Source organism: Aeromonas sp. MR16 (assembly GCF_022549315.1).
In the GTDB taxonomy this organism is placed as follows: domain Bacteria; phylum Pseudomonadota; class Gammaproteobacteria; order Enterobacterales; family Aeromonadaceae; genus Aeromonas; species Aeromonas aquatica.
Window position 1 is genome coordinate 151,966 of record NZ_JAKZFK010000001.1, and the last position, 14,008, is coordinate 165,973.

Sequence of the window (14,008 nt, forward strand, 5' to 3'; positions counted from 1 at the left end):
GTGGGCGGTGCCATGCACCGCAGTTGTCAGCATGGTAAACCATAGCGCCGGCAGATCGAAGCACGGGCGTCCCGCCTGCCGGTTTAATCGGCAGGCGGCCAATATGCTACTTGGCGATATCCCTCACTTTTTGCTCTACCTGATGAGCAATGGCCTGGATATGTGCCAGTTCCAGCATGCCGACGCGCAACTGTGGCAACACCTTGGGTAGTGCCGCCGCGCTCACGACATAGGGGGCCGTGGCCTTCTGACATAACTCTATGTACCAACCAGGCAGCACCAGGATACCGCCCACAGGCACATCGGTGCCCGTGGCGCTATTGAGCCAGTTACGCACCGAGGTGACATTGCGTCTGACCTGCTCCAGTGGCTCGGTTTCCACATGGTTCGGGAAGTGAAGCGCATTGTTCTCCACCCTGACCTTGAACTGCTTGGTGCCGTCATTGATGGGTTTGGAACGCCCCTTGGTTTCGACCACGAAGACGCCGTTGGGGGAGATGATCAGATGATCGATGTTGAAGCCATCGAACGGAATATCGTGATAGACCCGATAGGGGTGATCCTTTGGCCTGACCAGATATTCGAGTTCCTGACCGACTGCGAGCTCGCAGGCATAACCGAGTGTCAGATGTTGAAGATGTCTGACGATTTTATAGATGCGGTAGGAGAAATAGCTGAGAGTGCCAGCCGCCATTACGCCGAACATTACTAGCTGGTTCGTCGATATCCGAGTGTCATCCAGGCTGTTTTGCAACAGCGGCATCAGGGCAAACATCAACAGCATCAATGGTGTCACTACCATGGTGCCGAACAGCTCAATCTTCTTGTCATCGATCTGCTCCTGCAGGCTATGGCCCGCCGGTCTGAGCAGATCCCTGGTCAGCGGGCTGGCGTGAGACCGCTTGTACCTTTTCATGATGGGCACCATGGCACCAATCAGTAGGAAGAAGGGGCCAAAAAAGAGCAGGACGACGGCCAGCGTCGATGTGACCACAGAGGGGAGTTCCATTCCATCTCCTTGCATCGTGATATAGAGCGGGATAATTGAAGATTAATCCCTGTGCGGCGGTCCCTTTTTCTCGCTCGAACAGAGGGTTGCAGAGAAAGGATAGTGGTCGTGAGGGTCGGCAGGTAACTCATATGGCTGTGGGAACCATATAGGGCACCACGCCTAGTCTTGAGGAGCTCTGCTTAGGGGGAGGGAGATAGGCTTACCGGTGTCAGGCTGTGCAGATCGAGCAGGGTAAAGAAGCCCCCTGCGTGGGGATACCAGCCGCCGGTGTCGATGTAGAACACATTGCCGAGGCGGGCCGGGGCGCTCAGCGGGGTGTGGCCCACTATCAGGGCGACCAGATCCTCGATGCCGCTCTCATCCATCAGCTCGATGCGGCGGCGTGACCAGAGGCAGATGTTTTTGATGGCCCGCAGCTGGCCGCCGGTGACTCCGCCGTCCAGCCTGTCCAGCAGCGTTTGCCAGGAGGGGAAGGGGCAGTCGGCGTGGAGCAGCCCGACGGGGCCGGCCGGGGTGGCCACCTCGATGGCGATCGGCAGCATGCGATAACGGGCGGCAAAGCTGTCTTGCTCGGCCCGGCTCAGGCACTGAAACCAGCTGCCCCCGTTCTGGATCCAGTTCTCCCGATCGCAGCTCTGGTGGCGGCAGACGTAGTCGTCGTGATTGCCGCAGACCGGGTGGAACCAGGGCTGATCCAGCCAGTCGAGGGCCTCTGCGCACTCGGGCCCGCGATCGGTCAGATCGCCGACGGAGAAGAGGCGATCCCGGGCCGGATCAAAGCCGGCTCTATCCAACGCCCGTTGCAGCAGCGCGAAGTAGCCGTGGATGTCGCCGACGGCCAGATCGCGCCCCCGCTCGTTGAGGGGGAAACGGCTGATCAATGCTCCCTCGCTCATCTCTGCACTCCTTTCTGCACTCTTTGTCTGGTTGCCTGGCGCCGTCCGTGCCTGATACCCCGTGGCCGGTACTGACGGTTGGACTGTGGATAAGTGCAGCATGGCACGACCCGCCTCGCCGGGGTAGAGGGCTGCTTGCACCTGTCCTGCGTCTCTCGGCGAGGGCGGCCCCGTCGCGCCTTATCGCCGTCGATTTTCCGGGAATATTTCGGTGTGCTATCCCATCCTAATGAAACACCGCCATCTGCTTCACACGCTGTACCACACAAGCGGTACCACACAAGGGAGTCCCATCATGGCCGAATACAGGGTTCGTCTGATCGCCCGCCAGCCACTTGCCGAAGGCACCCTGGCTTTTCACCTCGAAAAGCCAGCCGGGTTTGACCACAAACCGGGTCAGGCCCTGAATCTCACCCTGCCAGGGCATCATGAGAACCCCAGATCTCCCGATGCCCGCCACACCTTCTCCATCGTCACGGCTCCCCATGAGGATGGGCTGGTGGTCGCCACCCGCATGCGGGACAGTCCCTTCAAGCGCGCGCTCGGGGCTCTTCCCCTGGGCACAGAGCTGCAAATCAACGGCCCCTTCGGCTCGCTCACCCTGCACAAGAGCCTGGATCGCGCCGGGGTGCTCATCGCCGGTGGCATAGGGATCACTCCCTTCATGAGCATGCTGAGGCACGCGGCGGCGCAACAGACGCCCCAGGATCTGCTGCTGATCTACAGCAACCGGCGTCCCGAAGATGCTGCCTTCCTGGATGAGTTGCAGCGGCTCGAGCAACAGAACCCGAGATTTCGCCTGCTGGCGACCATGACGGACATGGCGCACTCGGCGCAGCCCTGGCAGGGGGAGACCCACAGGCTCGACGGCGCCTGGTTGTGGCAGGCCATCAGTGGGCTGACCAAGCCGGTCTGCTATGTGTCCGGTCCGCCCCCCATGGTCGAGGCCATCAGCGAGACGCTGAAGGCGACCGGATTGGACGAGGAGGATCTGCACAGCGAATCCTTCTACGGCTACTGATAGCTGGCTGCGACAAAAGGGTGCCCGGCAGCCTGGTCTGCCGGGCACCCTTTTATCTGTTCGTACAAAAGGTTACAGAAGAAGCATGGCGGCCAGGGGAGGCGCTGATGAATCATAGGGGGCTTGAGCGAGGCCGGCAGGCTGAATCGTCAGCCTTGTTCGGGGCCCGGCCGCCCTCTATGGCGGGCGGCGGAGTGGTCTGCCAAGGTGCGTTCTCATTTGGATTGTATTTTTTTCACCCTGGACTGATTTTGCCAGTAGTCTCAACAGGGTGTCTCCATCATCTCTTCTCGCGACAGGAAGCTTATGCGGCGTCAGCTGTTGATCTGGATTGGCCCTCTGTGCAGCTTGCTGCTGCTGGGGGCGGCATTGACCGTGCTCTATCGTTTGACTCACCTCTGGCATTGGCACGACATCCGGCTGGCTGTCTGGTCCCAGCCGCTGCCACAGCTGGGGGGCGCCCTGCTGCTGACCCTGCTCAGCTACGCCTGCCTCTGTTGTTATGATCTGCTGGCGGTGCGCATTATAGGCAAGCCGCTGCCCTGGCAGCAGGTCGGGGTGACCTCCTTCATCGCCTACACCTTCTCCAATACCCTGGGGTTTGCGCTGCTGACCGGCTCCTCGGTGCGCTATCGCCTTTACTCTGCCCTCGGCCTCGGCACGGGGGAGGTGGCCCGCGTCATCCTGTTCTGCTCCATCACCTTCTTCCTCGGCCTGCTGGGGTGGGGCGGCGGCGCCCTGTTGCTGGGGCAGGCCACCAGCCTGCTGCCCGGCTGGCCGGACTGGGCCGGCTGGTCGTTGCAGGTGACAGGCGCCCTGGCGCTGCTGGCGGTGTTGGGCTATCTGCTCTGGCCCAAACCGGTGATCGCCTGGCGTGGACACGAGCTGATCCTGCCGTCTTTCAAGCTGCGGCTGCTGCAACTGCTGATCGCCCTGTTCGACTGGATGGCCGCCGCCGCCGTGCTCTTTGTGCTGTTGCCGACAGAGAGCGTGCCCTATTCGGTGTTGCTCAGCGCCTTCGTGCTCTCCAGCCTGCTCGGGGTGCTGGCCCATGTGCCGGGCGGGATAGGGGTGTTCGAGGCGAGCATGAGCCTGCTGCTGGCCCAGTATCTGCCGGTGGACAAGCTGCTGGCGGCCCTGCTGCTCTATCGCTGCGTCTATTATCTGTTGCCCTTCCTCTGCGCCCTGCTGCTGTTTACCGGCCAGGAGGCGCTGCAGCAGCGCGCGCGCTGGCACCGGCTGCAGGGGATCATGATCGCCAGCCGGGAGTTCGTGCCGGCCCTGATCAGCATGGGAACCTTCGCGGCCGGCAGCTTGCTGCTCTGCTCCGGCATGATCCCGACCATGCGGGAGCGGATAGAGACGTTTTTACAGGTGCTGCCGCTGCATCTGCTGGAGCTGTCCCACGTGCTCGGCAGCGTCAGCGGTGTGCTGCTGATCCTGCTGGCGCACAGTCTCTACCGCCGCCACGACGGGGCCTTCCGGATCACCCAGTGGTTGCTGGCGCTCGGTATCCTCTTCTCCCTGTTCAAGGGATTTGACTGGGAATCTGCCCTGCTGCTGGGCGGCTTCTTGCTGATCATCAGCCCCTGCCGCTCGCTGTTCTATCGCAAGGGCTCCCTGCTGCACGCTCAGTTCACCCCGGCCTGGCTGATGTCGGTGGGGGCCGTGCTGCTGGGGGCCCTGTGGCTGCTGCTGTTCTCCTATCGCCATGTGGAATACGAACACGGGCTCTGGCTCCATTTCTCGCCCCACGGTCCCGGGGCTGCGTCTCGTGGCCTGCGGGCCATGGGGAGTGTGGTCGCCGTGCTGGCGGTGGTCGGGGTGGCGCAGTTGCTGGCCCCCTTGCGGGTCTTTGGCAACAAGCCGAGCAAGGAGGAGTTGGCCCGGGCGCAGGCGCTGGTGTTGCGGGAAGGGGGAGGCCACGGTTATCTGGCCCAACTGGGCGACAAGTCCCTGCTGTTTCATCCCGCCGGCGAGGCGTTTCTGATGTACGGGGTCGAGGGAAACTGCTGGATAGTGATGGGGGATCCCATCGGCCAGGCCGCCCTCGTCGAGGAGTTGCTCTGGCAGTTTCGCGAGCTGTGCGATGAGCACGACGTCAACCCGGTGTTCTATCAGGTGTCGGCCCGCTATCTGCCGCTCTATCTGGATCTCGGCCTCATCCCGTTCAAGCTCGGCGAGGAGGCCATCGTCGACCTGCGCGACTTCGATCTCGCCGGCAGTCGCTTGCGCAACCTGCGCCAGAGCCATGCCAAGGGCAAGCGGGAAGGGTTGTCGTTCGAGGTGGTGGAGGCCGGCCAGGTGGCCGCCCTGCTGCCCGAGTTGAAGACCATCTCCGACACCTGGCTGCAGAGCAAGCAGGGCAAGGAGAAGGGCTTCTCGGTGGGCAGTTTCGAGCCGGATTACCTGACCCTGAGCCCGGCGGCCCTGGTGCGGCACGGCGGGCAGGTGGTCGGCTTTGCCAACCTCTGGGTCAGCGACAACAGGGAGAGCCTCTCCATCGATCTGATGCGCTACAGCATGGACACGGGGGCGGCGCCCATCATGGACTTCCTGTTCGTCGAGCTGCTGTTGTGGGGCAAGGCAGAGGGGTATGAGAGCTTCAATCTCGGCATGGCGCCCATGTCCGGTTTCAACGATCACCCCCTCGGCGGTTACTGGGCCCGGCTCGGCAACACCCTGTTCACCCGGGGCAGCCGCTTCTACAACTTCCAGGGCTTGCGGCGCTACAAGGAGAAGTTCTCCCCGCGTTGGGAGCCTCGCTATCTGCTCTGCACCAGTCGGCTGGCGTTGCCCAAGACCCTGACCCAGTTGATCTCCCTGATAAGCCGCGGCCCGTTCGGGCTAATGAAGAAATAGGAGTTGGCCATGAGAGCCTTGCTGTTGTTGCTGGTATGTCTTGCGTTTCCGCTGTTCGCCGCTCCCTCATCCAGCGGGGTGAAGGCGGATCTGGGGCTGGTGGAGTTGCCGGTGGCGCAAGCCTCGTCTGCCCCCATGGTGGTGTTTATGAGCGGGGATGGCGGCTGGGCCGCGCTGGACAAGGGGCTCAGCGCCGAGCTGCAGCGCCACGGCATGCCGGTGGTGGGCTGGAGTTCCCTCAGCTACTACTGGAAGAAGAAGACGCCTGAGCAGGCGAGCGCCGATCTGGTGCGGATCTTATCGGATTACCAGTCCCGCTGGGGGCGCCAGCGCTGGCTGCTGGTGGGCTTCTCCTTCGGTGCCGAGATAGTCCCCTTCGTCATCAATCGCCTGCCACAGGCCTATCGCAATAGCCTGGTGGGCGCCGTGATGCTCTCCCCCTCGACCGCGTCGGACTTCGAGATCCACGTCAGCGACATGGTGGTGCACGGCAAGGCGGGCAGCTATCCCACCCTGCCGGAGGTCAAGGCCATCAAGAGCCTGCCGCTGCTCTGCGTGCAGGGGGCGGACGACGACTCCCCGGTGAAGCTCTGTCCGCACCTGCAGCAGCCGAACGTCACCGTGGTGACCCTGCCGGGATCCCACCACTTCGACGACGACTACGGGGTGCTGTACCAAAGCATCGCCGATCGGTTGCCCTGGGCGGGGGATGAGCCGGATCACTGAGCCAGCCTGGACCGCCAGGGGAGGCTGACTGGGCGGGCCATTCAGCTGTAATCAGAATAAAACAACGCCAGTCAATTGACTGGCGTTGTTTTATTCTGTGATACGTCGTCTGATAGCGAGTCAATCGGCCTTAGAGCAGGTCTTCCAGCTGATACTTCTTGAGCAGTTGATCGAAGGTGCCATCGGCCTTGACGCTGTCGATAGCGGCATCGAATTGACCCTTGAGTTTGGCGTCGTTCTTGCGCAGCGCCACCGCCACCCCTTCACCCAGGGTCTTGTCCTGAGTGCCGTTGAACTGGGGGCCGACGAAGGCGAACTGCTTGCCCATCTCCTTGTCGAGGAAGCCGACCTTCAGCTGCACCATGTTGCCGAAGGTGTAATCGGCGCGGCCGGACTGCAGATCCAGCATGGGGGACTGGGCGTTGACGTAGCGCTTGATCTTGGCCACGTCACCGTAGCGGGCGGTGATGAAGTTGTCCTGAGGGGTCCCTTCCTGCACCGCGATCACCTTGCCCTTGAAGTGCGCCTGGTCGTCGGCAAAGGTGGCGGCCTTGTCGCTGCGGCCCACGAAGCGGTTCTGCATCATGTAATAGACCTGGCTGAAGTCCACCTTCTGGCGCCGCTCGTCGGTGATGTTCATGGAGGACATGATGGCGTCGTACTTGCGCACCTGCAGGCCCGGCAGCAGGGCATCCCAGGGCTGGTTGATCACCTCGCATTCGGTCTTCATGGCCGCGCACAGGGCGTAGGCCAGATCGACCTCGAAGCCGCCGAGCTTGCCGCTGCTATCGACCATCTCGAAGGGGGGGTAGGTGGCATCGGTGGCGATCACCAGGGGTTTGGCGGCGGCCTGGCCGGCGGTGGCCAGGGCCACCAGCATCATGGCGGTGTTGAGTTTCATGGTCAGTCCCTTGCAGTTGTGGTGTCTGTGGCGTCATGCCGATGGTCATGCGTTGTGTCGGCTTGCGGTGCCGACGGGTATCTTGCGATGGTTGAGGGCCGGCAACTGGCTGCGCACCCTGCGCTGGGCCGCCAGATCCAGGGTGGCGATGGCCATGCCCTGACCCTCTTCCACCCGGGCCAGCACTCGGCCCCAGGGGTCGATGATCATGCTGTGGCCGAAGGTGTGGCGCCCCCCCGGATGATGACCCCCCTGGGCGGAGGCCAGCACGAAGGCCAGGTTCTCCACCGCCCGGGCCCGCAGCAGCAGCTCCCAATGGGCCAAGCCCGTGGTATGGGTGAAGGCGGCGGGCAGGGCGATGAAGTCGGGAGCGGGATCGAGTCGAAACAGCTCGGGGAAGCGCAAGTCGTAACAGATCCCCAAACGCAGCAGGCCCCAGGGCAGGGGATGGCTCACCACCTGCCGGCCCGGGCTCATGGTCGCGGCCTCGTCATACTGCTCCTGCCCGTTGCAAAAGCCGAACAGGTGCAACTTGTCATAACGGCTGGCGAGTTGCCCTTGGGGATCGATGAGCAGGCTGCTGTTGTGCATCTTGCCGGGCTCTTCGCTTGCGAGCGGCAATGTGCCCGCCAGGATCCAGAGCCCGAGCTCCCGGGCCAGCCCTTGCGCCCATGCCAGCAGGGGATGCGCTTCCACGGGGGCCGCCAGGGCGACCCGCGCCTGCTCATCCTCGGGCATCAGGTAGAAATACTCCGGCAGCAAGGCAAACTCGACCCCTTCGGCCGCGGCCTGGCGCAGCAGCCCCTCGGCCTGGGCCAGGTTGTGGTCAAGCTGGTCCCCGGACACCATCTGCAGGACGGCAACGCGCATTGAATCCATGGTGCCTCCTAGACGCCGCACAGGCGCTCGGCGCCCGCCAGCAGGGTGTCGTCATCCTTGGAGAAGGAGAGGCGGATGACCCGCTGATCCGTGCCGTCGTGATAGAAGGCGGAGACGGGTATGGTGGCGACCCCGTGGTCGCGGATGAGCCGCTGCACGAACAGGCTGTCCGGCTCGTCGCAGATCTGCTCGTAGCTCGCCAGCATAAAGAAGCTGCCCGCCGAGGGGAGCAGGGTAAAGCGGGAGTCCGCCAGGGCCGAGACCAGCAAGTCGCGCTTGCGCTGGTAGAAGGCCGCCAGCCCCTGATAGTGGGCCGGTTGCTGCAACAGGTGGGCGAAGCCGTACTGCATGGGGGTGTCGGCGGCGAACATGGCAAACTGGTGCACCTTGCGGATCTCCTCCATCAGGGGGCGGGGCGCCACGCAGTAGCCCACCCGCCAGCCGGTGACGTGGAAGGTCTTGCCGAAGGAGAAGACGGCGACGGAACGCTCCACCAGCTCCGGATAGCGGATGACGCTCTGGTGCAGGGCGCCATCGAACACCACGTGCTCGTACACCTCGTCCGAGAGGATGACGATGTCGGTGCCACGCACCAGGCGGGCGAGGCGCTCCTGATCCCCTGCCTGCCAGACGGTGCCGGTCGGGTTGTGGGGGGTGTTGAGCACTATCATGCGGGTGCGGGGCGTGATGCGGGCCGCCACCTCGTCCCAGGGGATGGCAAAGCTCGGTGCCTTGAGGGCGATCACCACAGGGGTGGCCCCTTGCAGCTGGATCATGGGGCGATAGCTGTCAAACGCCGGCTCGAACATGATCACCTCGTCCCCGGGGTGCACCAGGGCCGTGATGGCGCAAAACAGGGCCTCGCTGGCGCTGGCGGTGATGGTGATCTCCTCGCCGACATCGTAATGATGGCCGTAGCTGGTGGCTATCTTGGTCGCCAGCTGTTCGCGCAGGGCGGGCAGCCCCGTCATGGGGGCATACTGGTTTTCGCCGGTCAGCATGGCCTCATGGGTGACCCGGATGAGCTCGGGATCGCAGGGGAAACTCGGGGCTCCCTGGGAGAGGTTGATGCTGGGATGGCGGTCGGCCAGATCCCCGATGACGCTGAAGATGGTGGTGCCCACCTGGGGCAGTTTGCTGAGAATGCGGGGGGAGGACATGGCGCCATCACCGATGTGTGTGTGAAAGATGTCCCTTTTTAGCCTCGCGGGCCCTTGCCGGACAACGGATTATTCGGCATGTTATGCATGAGTTTTTCTCAAGCATGGAGCGTTGAATGTTGACCAGCCAGCCCCGTAGCCACTTGCCCCTCTACGGCCTGCAGGTGTTCGAGTGTGCCGCCCGCCATCTGAGTTTCACCCTGGCGGCCGACGAGCTGTGCGTAAGTCAGGGGGCGGTGAGCAAGCAGATAGCCCAGCTGGAGGAGCGGCTCGGCCATCTGCTGTTCGTGCGCGGCACCCGCTGCCTGAGCCTGACCCCGGCCGCCGAGCGGCTGCTGCCCTTCATCGGGGAGGGACTGGCTCGCATGGGGGAGGGGGTCAGCGCCCTGCAAAGCCTGGCCCATGAGCAGGCCATCAGCATCAAGGTGCCCTCCTGCGCCAGTCGCTGGTTGCTGCGACGGTTGCAAGAATTCGACGCAGAGGCGGTCGAAGTGCGTGGCAGCCACAGCCACGGCATCGATTTTTCCCGTGAGCCCTTCGATCTCGCCATCGTCTATCAATCCACCCAGGCCAGATACCCCGGCAGTCGGCCGCTGTTTCGGGAGCGCTTGACCCCCATCTGCGCCCCCGCCTTCGCGGCCAGGCATCGGCTGTTCGAGCGCTCCCTCGAGGAGCTGCCCCAGTTGCCGCTGCTCCATGCCAGCGCGGATCGGCGGGACTGGCGCAACTGGTTTGCCGCCTTCCTCGATACCTCCTGGCAGCCTCAGGGCGGTCAGCTGTTCGATACCCTGGACCTGGCGATGAATGCGGCCTTGCAGGGCTTTGGTCTCTCCCTCGGGGATCCCACCATAGTGGCGGAGGAGCTCGGCAGCGGCTTGCTGGTAGCACCCTTTGCCCCCGTGCTCAGCACGGAGCATGAGTATGCCCTGCTCGCCCGTCCCGACAGCCAGCGCCCCGGTGTGGCCCGGGTCTGCCACTGGTTGCAGGACAGCCCTCCACATCCCTGATCCCTCTCTTTACTGCTGGCAGGGACCACGCTGCATCAGATTATCGATAGGTGAGGCGTTGATTAATCCGTTTGGGGCCATCAGGCAAGATAGGGTATCGCCTATCCCTGTTAGCCGGTAGCGAGGGGATGGTTGAAGCGGGGAATATGGTTGAGCCCGGAGGGTAAAAGAGGTCACGAGGTGATGATGACGGGCCCGACCAGGATCGGGCCCGTTGCATTATCAGAGGGCGGCCATGGCCTCGCGCACCAGGGCGCCTATCTTGTCCCACTCCTGCCGATCGATGAGATCGCCCGGCACCATCCAGGTGCCGCCACAGGCGAACACCGAGCCTTGGGCGAGATAGTCCATCACATTGCTCGGGCTGACGCCGCCGGTCGGCATGAAGCGGACCGGGTAGACGGCGCTCATGGCCTTGAGCATGGGCAGGCCGCCGGAGGGCTCGGCCGGGAAGAATTTGAGGGTGCGAAGGCCCAGCTCCATCGCCTGCTCGACCAGGCTGGGGTTGTTGACCCCGGGGATCATCAGCACACCGCGCGCCTGGCAATACTGGACGATGCGCGGGTTGAGGCCGGGGCTCACGATGAAGTCCACACCGGCGTCGATGGCTTGATCCACCTGGGCCGTGGTGAGCACTGTGCCGGCCCCGATGATCATCTCGGGGAAGGCGGCGCGCATCTGACGAATGGCATCGGCGGCGGCAGGGGTACGGAAGGTGATCTCCGCGCTCGGCATGCCGTTGTCCATCAGGGCACGGCCCAGGGCCACGGCGTCATCTGCGTTCTTGATGGCGATGACGGGGATGATCTTCAGGGTCGACAGTTTTTCAAGCAATGCTGACATGGAATGTCTCACAGGGTAGGGGTAGTTGCTGGCATCGCCAGGTGAGGAATGATGGCCCCGCGATGCTGAATGACGGTGCTGGCCAGCTGGTGGGCATAGCGGGCCGCCTCGCTTGTCGAGGCCTTGGCCAGTCGCTTGGCGAGGTACCCGGCACTGAAGGAGTCGCCGGCTGCCGTGGTGTCGATCACCTGATCCTTCGCCAGTTGCACGGCCGGTATTTCGTCACGCTTATCGCTCTGTACGATGAGGCAGGGCTCGGCCCCGCGCTTGAGGACGATTTCAGCGACGCCGAGTGCTCGGGTACGTGTCAGCGTCTGTTCAACCTGAGTGTCTCCCCACAAGGCAAATTCGTCGTCCAGGGTCAGGAAGGCGATGTCGGTCAGGGCCAGCATGGCGCTATAGATCTGTTGTGCAGCCTCTTTGCTTTCCCACAGCCCTGGTCGGAAGTTGTTGTCAAAGGCGATCTTCACCCCCTTGACCCGACACAAGGCCAGTTGCTGCAGCAGGTTGGCCCGATCGGCGGGGGGGAGGATGGCGAGGCTGATGCCGCTCAAGTAGAGCCAGTCAAAGCGCTGCAACTGCTGGCAGATAGACCCGGCGTCCTCTCCCTGCAACCAGTAGCGGGCCGCCGCATCGTTGCGCCAATAGTGGAAGGTACGCTCCCCCTGCTCGTCGGTTTCGATGAGATAGAGGCCGGGCAGTTTGTGCTCGAGACGCTGTACCAGCTCGATGTGTACCCCTTCCTGCTGCCACTGGGTCAGCATGGCGTCGCTCATGGTGTCGGTGCCGAGGGCAGTGACATAGGAGACGGCCAGCTCGGGGTTGGTACGCGTCAGGTAGATGGCGGTGTTGAGGGTGTCTCCTCCAAAATGACGCACTATGCCCGCCTTGCTCTCGGATAGTTCGATCATGCACTCGCCAATGATGGCAATCTTGGTCGGCATATGCCCTCCCGTGTTGATGACACCGTCATTATATTTAATGATTTATCATCATCAAATAAAATGAAACATTATTTCATAAATATGTGATGCGACCCGTTGATGGGTCTGGCCGTATGTTCTTGATGCCAGGGGGCACTGCATGGGCAGCCGTGCCGCTCGGTTGCAAGGGGAGTGGAGTCGGTCAGCCTGGTCTGTGACCCCATCTGCAATAGACGAGGGCGATGGTGTTGTCCCATCCCTGAAACGCACCCATGGCTATGATTGGGCTTGCGTTTCAAATACACTAAAACGATGGAGCTTATAAGGAGAACCCTATGTCAGTGGTAGATACCTCGCCAGATTCCGTTTCATCGGTCCTGAAAGTTTTCGGCATCCTGCAGGCGCTGGGCGAGCAGAAAGAGATCGGCGTGACCGAGTTGTCCCAGCGGATCATGATGTCCAAGAGCACCGTCTATCGCTTCCTGCAGACGATGAAGACGCTGGGCTACGTCAACCAGGAGGGGGAAACCGACAAATACACCCTGAGTCTGAAGTTGTTCGAACTCGGTGGCAAGGCGCTGGAGCATCAGGATCTGATCCAGATAGCGGATGTCGAGATGTACCAGCTGGGCAAGCTGACCAAGGAGACCCTGCATCTGGGGGCGCTCGACGAAGACAGCATCGTCTATCTGCACAAGATTGACTCCGAGTACAACCTGCGGATGTATTCGCGCATTGGTCGTCGCCGCCCTCTCTACAGTACCGGGCTTGGCAAGGTGATGATGGCCTGGTTGCCGGAAGAGGAAGTGCGCAGCATGCTGGCCAAGGTGACGTTCGAGCGCTTCACCGAGCACACCCTGAGCAATGTCGATGAAGTGCTGGCTGAACTGGTGCAGGTGCGTGAGCAAGGTTATGCCGAAGACAATGAAGAGATGGAGCCGGGCCTGCGCTGCTTCGCCGTGCCCATCTACAGCCGGATGGGGCGCATCATCGCGGGGCTCTCCCTGTCGCTGCCCCTGGTGCGCTTCAGTGAAGAGAACAAGGGTGAGCTGGTGGGCTTGTTGCATCAGGCCGCGGCTCGCATCTCGGCCGGGCTTGGTTTTCACGACTACCCTTTTACCCCGCGCTGAGGCTTCCAGGTTTTGTGGTAGTTCATAGTCATATCGGCTGATTTATCAGCACAATATATGGCCTGAGGCCGGTGAGCACGCTGTTTGATGACGGCAATGCCACCGGCTTTTTTATTGCTGATTTAGCTTAATTGTCGCGCTGCTGCACCTCGCGCCCGATGCAGGGTCAAGATGGTGCGGCCGTTGACGATCAAAAAACTGCCTTCCAGCAAGATCCCCCCCATCGACCCCGCCCAGAGGTTGTGCGTCAGCCAGCAGAGGGTGCTGCTCAGCATGCACAGGCGCAGCGCAAGACCTTCCAGCCGAAACAGGGCATAGGTGCTCAGGGTGGTCCCGATCAGGGTCAGCACCTGGATCGGGTGCGCCACCTGCGGCATGACCAGCAGCCAGGCCATCCCCAGGAAAAACAGCATCACCCCCAGGCCGCGATAGTAACCGGAGACCCAGGTCCTCACCGCACAGAGCAGGCAGTTGATGGCGGCGGCCGTGGCGCCAAGCAGCATGAAATGCAGGGCCATTAGCACGCCGTTGAGGGTCAGGTGCAGTCGCAGCTTCCCGTCCTGGCGTTGCAGGAAGGCGGTGACACCGATGGCGCAGGCCAGCAGGCCAAGCAGTTGGGCTAACCAGGGGGCATCGAGCAGCATGAGG

The 14,008-nt window shown here is 62.6% G+C and carries 13 protein-coding genes; 5 read left to right on the plus strand and 8 right to left on the minus strand.

Going from position 1 to position 14,008, the window contains the following annotated elements:
• Positions 1-106 precede the first annotated feature (106 nt).
• Together MM194_RS00600 and MM194_RS00605 are read right to left on the minus strand one after the other, a co-directional pair.
• Positions 107-1,009, minus strand: coding sequence for a nuclease-related domain-containing protein (locus MM194_RS00600; protein WP_241342308.1), 903 nt, complete (start codon positions 1,007-1,009; stop codon positions 107-109).
• Between the two features lie 182 nt (positions 1,010-1,191).
• The gene (locus MM194_RS00605) at positions 1,192-1,908 is read right to left on the minus strand and encodes a metallophosphoesterase (protein ID WP_241342309.1); all 717 of its coding nucleotides are present in this window, start codon (positions 1,906-1,908) and stop codon (positions 1,192-1,194) included.
• 295 nt (positions 1,909-2,203) lie between these two features.
• Between MM194_RS00605 and MM194_RS00610 the strand changes: the two genes are divergently transcribed.
• The 3 genes from MM194_RS00610 to MM194_RS00620 all read left to right on the plus strand — a co-directional run bounded on the left by MM194_RS00610 (position 2,204) and on the right by MM194_RS00620 (position 6,517).
• Positions 2,204-2,929, plus strand: a complete 726-nt coding sequence (locus MM194_RS00610) for an FAD-dependent oxidoreductase (protein ID WP_241342310.1) — start codon at positions 2,204-2,206, stop codon at positions 2,927-2,929.
• A gap of 306 nt (positions 2,930-3,235) precedes the next feature.
• Positions 3,236-5,791, plus strand: a complete 2,556-nt coding sequence (mprF, locus tag MM194_RS00615; RefSeq protein ID WP_241342311.1) for a bifunctional lysylphosphatidylglycerol flippase/synthetase MprF — start codon at positions 3,236-3,238, stop codon at positions 5,789-5,791.
• 9 nt (positions 5,792-5,800) lie between these two features.
• The gene (locus MM194_RS00620) at positions 5,801-6,517 is read left to right on the plus strand and encodes a virulence factor (RefSeq protein WP_241342312.1); all 717 of its coding nucleotides are present in this window, start codon (positions 5,801-5,803) and stop codon (positions 6,515-6,517) included.
• Positions 6,518-6,647: 130 nt separating this feature from the next.
• Here the strand turns inward: MM194_RS00620 and MM194_RS00625 are convergent, their stop codons facing one another.
• The 3 genes from MM194_RS00625 to MM194_RS00635 are packed head-to-tail and all read right to left on the minus strand — an operon-like array spanning position 6,648 to position 9,457.
• On the minus strand, positions 6,648-7,418 hold the full coding sequence (locus MM194_RS00625; protein WP_241342313.1) for an ABC transporter substrate-binding protein: 771 nt from the start codon (positions 7,416-7,418) through the stop codon (positions 6,648-6,650).
• A 45-nt stretch (positions 7,419-7,463) separates the two neighbouring features.
• Positions 7,464-8,297: a carbon-nitrogen hydrolase family protein gene (locus MM194_RS00630; protein WP_241342314.1), complete on the minus strand. Its 834-nt coding sequence runs from the start codon at positions 8,295-8,297 to the stop codon at positions 7,464-7,466.
• Between the two features lie 8 nt (positions 8,298-8,305).
• Positions 8,306-9,457, minus strand: a complete 1,152-nt coding sequence (locus MM194_RS00635; protein ID WP_241342315.1) for a methionine aminotransferase — start codon at positions 9,455-9,457, stop codon at positions 8,306-8,308.
• A 116-nt stretch (positions 9,458-9,573) separates the two neighbouring features.
• Between MM194_RS00635 and MM194_RS00640 the strand changes: the two genes are divergently transcribed.
• A complete protein-coding gene (locus MM194_RS00640) occupies positions 9,574-10,464 on the plus strand; it encodes a LysR family transcriptional regulator (protein ID WP_241342316.1) in 891 nt (296 codons plus the stop codon).
• A 222-nt stretch (positions 10,465-10,686) separates the two neighbouring features.
• On the opposite strand, the gene MM194_RS00645 is transcribed toward MM194_RS00640, so the two are convergent.
• Positions 10,687-11,307 (minus strand): bifunctional 4-hydroxy-2-oxoglutarate aldolase/2-dehydro-3-deoxy-phosphogluconate aldolase, encoded by a 621-nt coding sequence (locus MM194_RS00645; RefSeq protein WP_241342317.1) that lies wholly within the window; start codon positions 11,305-11,307, stop codon positions 10,687-10,689.
• An 8-nt stretch (positions 11,308-11,315) separates the two neighbouring features.
• Entirely contained in the window at positions 11,316-12,251 is a 936-nt protein-coding gene (locus MM194_RS00650) for a sugar kinase (RefSeq protein ID WP_241342318.1), read from the minus strand.
• A gap of 314 nt (positions 12,252-12,565) precedes the next feature.
• Here MM194_RS00650 and kdgR point away from each other — a divergent pair, with 314 nt between their 5' ends.
• Positions 12,566-13,360 carry a DNA-binding transcriptional regulator KdgR gene (kdgR, locus tag MM194_RS00655; RefSeq protein WP_033132466.1) on the plus strand — a complete coding sequence of 265 codons (795 nt, stop codon included), beginning with the start codon at positions 12,566-12,568 and terminating at the stop codon, positions 13,358-13,360.
• Between the two features lie 122 nt (positions 13,361-13,482).
• On the opposite strand, the gene MM194_RS00660 is transcribed toward kdgR, so the two are convergent.
• Positions 13,483-14,004: a YgjV family protein gene (locus MM194_RS00660; RefSeq protein ID WP_033132467.1), complete on the minus strand. Its 522-nt coding sequence runs from the start codon at positions 14,002-14,004 to the stop codon at positions 13,483-13,485.
• Positions 14,005-14,008 lie beyond the last annotated feature (4 nt).

Bases quoted from the DNA above. Each gene is read 5' to 3' on its own strand.
- MM194_RS00610 (WP_241342310.1), top strand. From the start codon at position 2,204: ATGGCCGAATACAGGGTTCGTCTGATCGCCCGCCAGCCACTTGCCGAA.
- MM194_RS00625 (WP_241342313.1), bottom strand. From the start codon at position 7,418: ATGAAACTCAACACCGCCATGATGCTGGTGGCCCTGGCCACCGCCGGC.
- MM194_RS00660 (WP_033132467.1), bottom strand. From the start codon at position 14,004: ATGCTGCTCGATGCCCCCTGGTTAGCCCAACTGCTTGGCCTGCTGGCC.
- MM194_RS00620 (WP_241342312.1), top strand. From the start codon at position 5,801: ATGAGAGCCTTGCTGTTGTTGCTGGTATGTCTTGCGTTTCCGCTGTTC.
- MM194_RS00640 (WP_241342316.1), top strand. From the start codon at position 9,574: ATGTTGACCAGCCAGCCCCGTAGCCACTTGCCCCTCTACGGCCTGCAG.
- MM194_RS00630 (WP_241342314.1), bottom strand. From the start codon at position 8,297: ATGGATTCAATGCGCGTTGCCGTCCTGCAGATGGTGTCCGGGGACCAG.
- mprF (WP_241342311.1), top strand. From the start codon at position 3,236: ATGCGGCGTCAGCTGTTGATCTGGATTGGCCCTCTGTGCAGCTTGCTG.
- MM194_RS00600 (WP_241342308.1), bottom strand. From the start codon at position 1,009: ATGGAACTCCCCTCTGTGGTCACATCGACGCTGGCCGTCGTCCTGCTC.
- kdgR (WP_033132466.1), top strand. From the start codon at position 12,566: ATGTCAGTGGTAGATACCTCGCCAGATTCCGTTTCATCGGTCCTGAAA.
- MM194_RS00605 (WP_241342309.1), bottom strand. From the start codon at position 1,908: ATGAGCGAGGGAGCATTGATCAGCCGTTTCCCCCTCAACGAGCGGGGG.
- MM194_RS00635 (WP_241342315.1), bottom strand. From the start codon at position 9,457: ATGTCCTCCCCCCGCATTCTCAGCAAACTGCCCCAGGTGGGCACCACC.
- MM194_RS00650 (WP_241342318.1), bottom strand. From the start codon at position 12,251: ATGCCGACCAAGATTGCCATCATTGGCGAGTGCATGATCGAACTATCC.
- MM194_RS00645 (WP_241342317.1), bottom strand. From the start codon at position 11,307: ATGTCAGCATTGCTTGAAAAACTGTCGACCCTGAAGATCATCCCCGTC.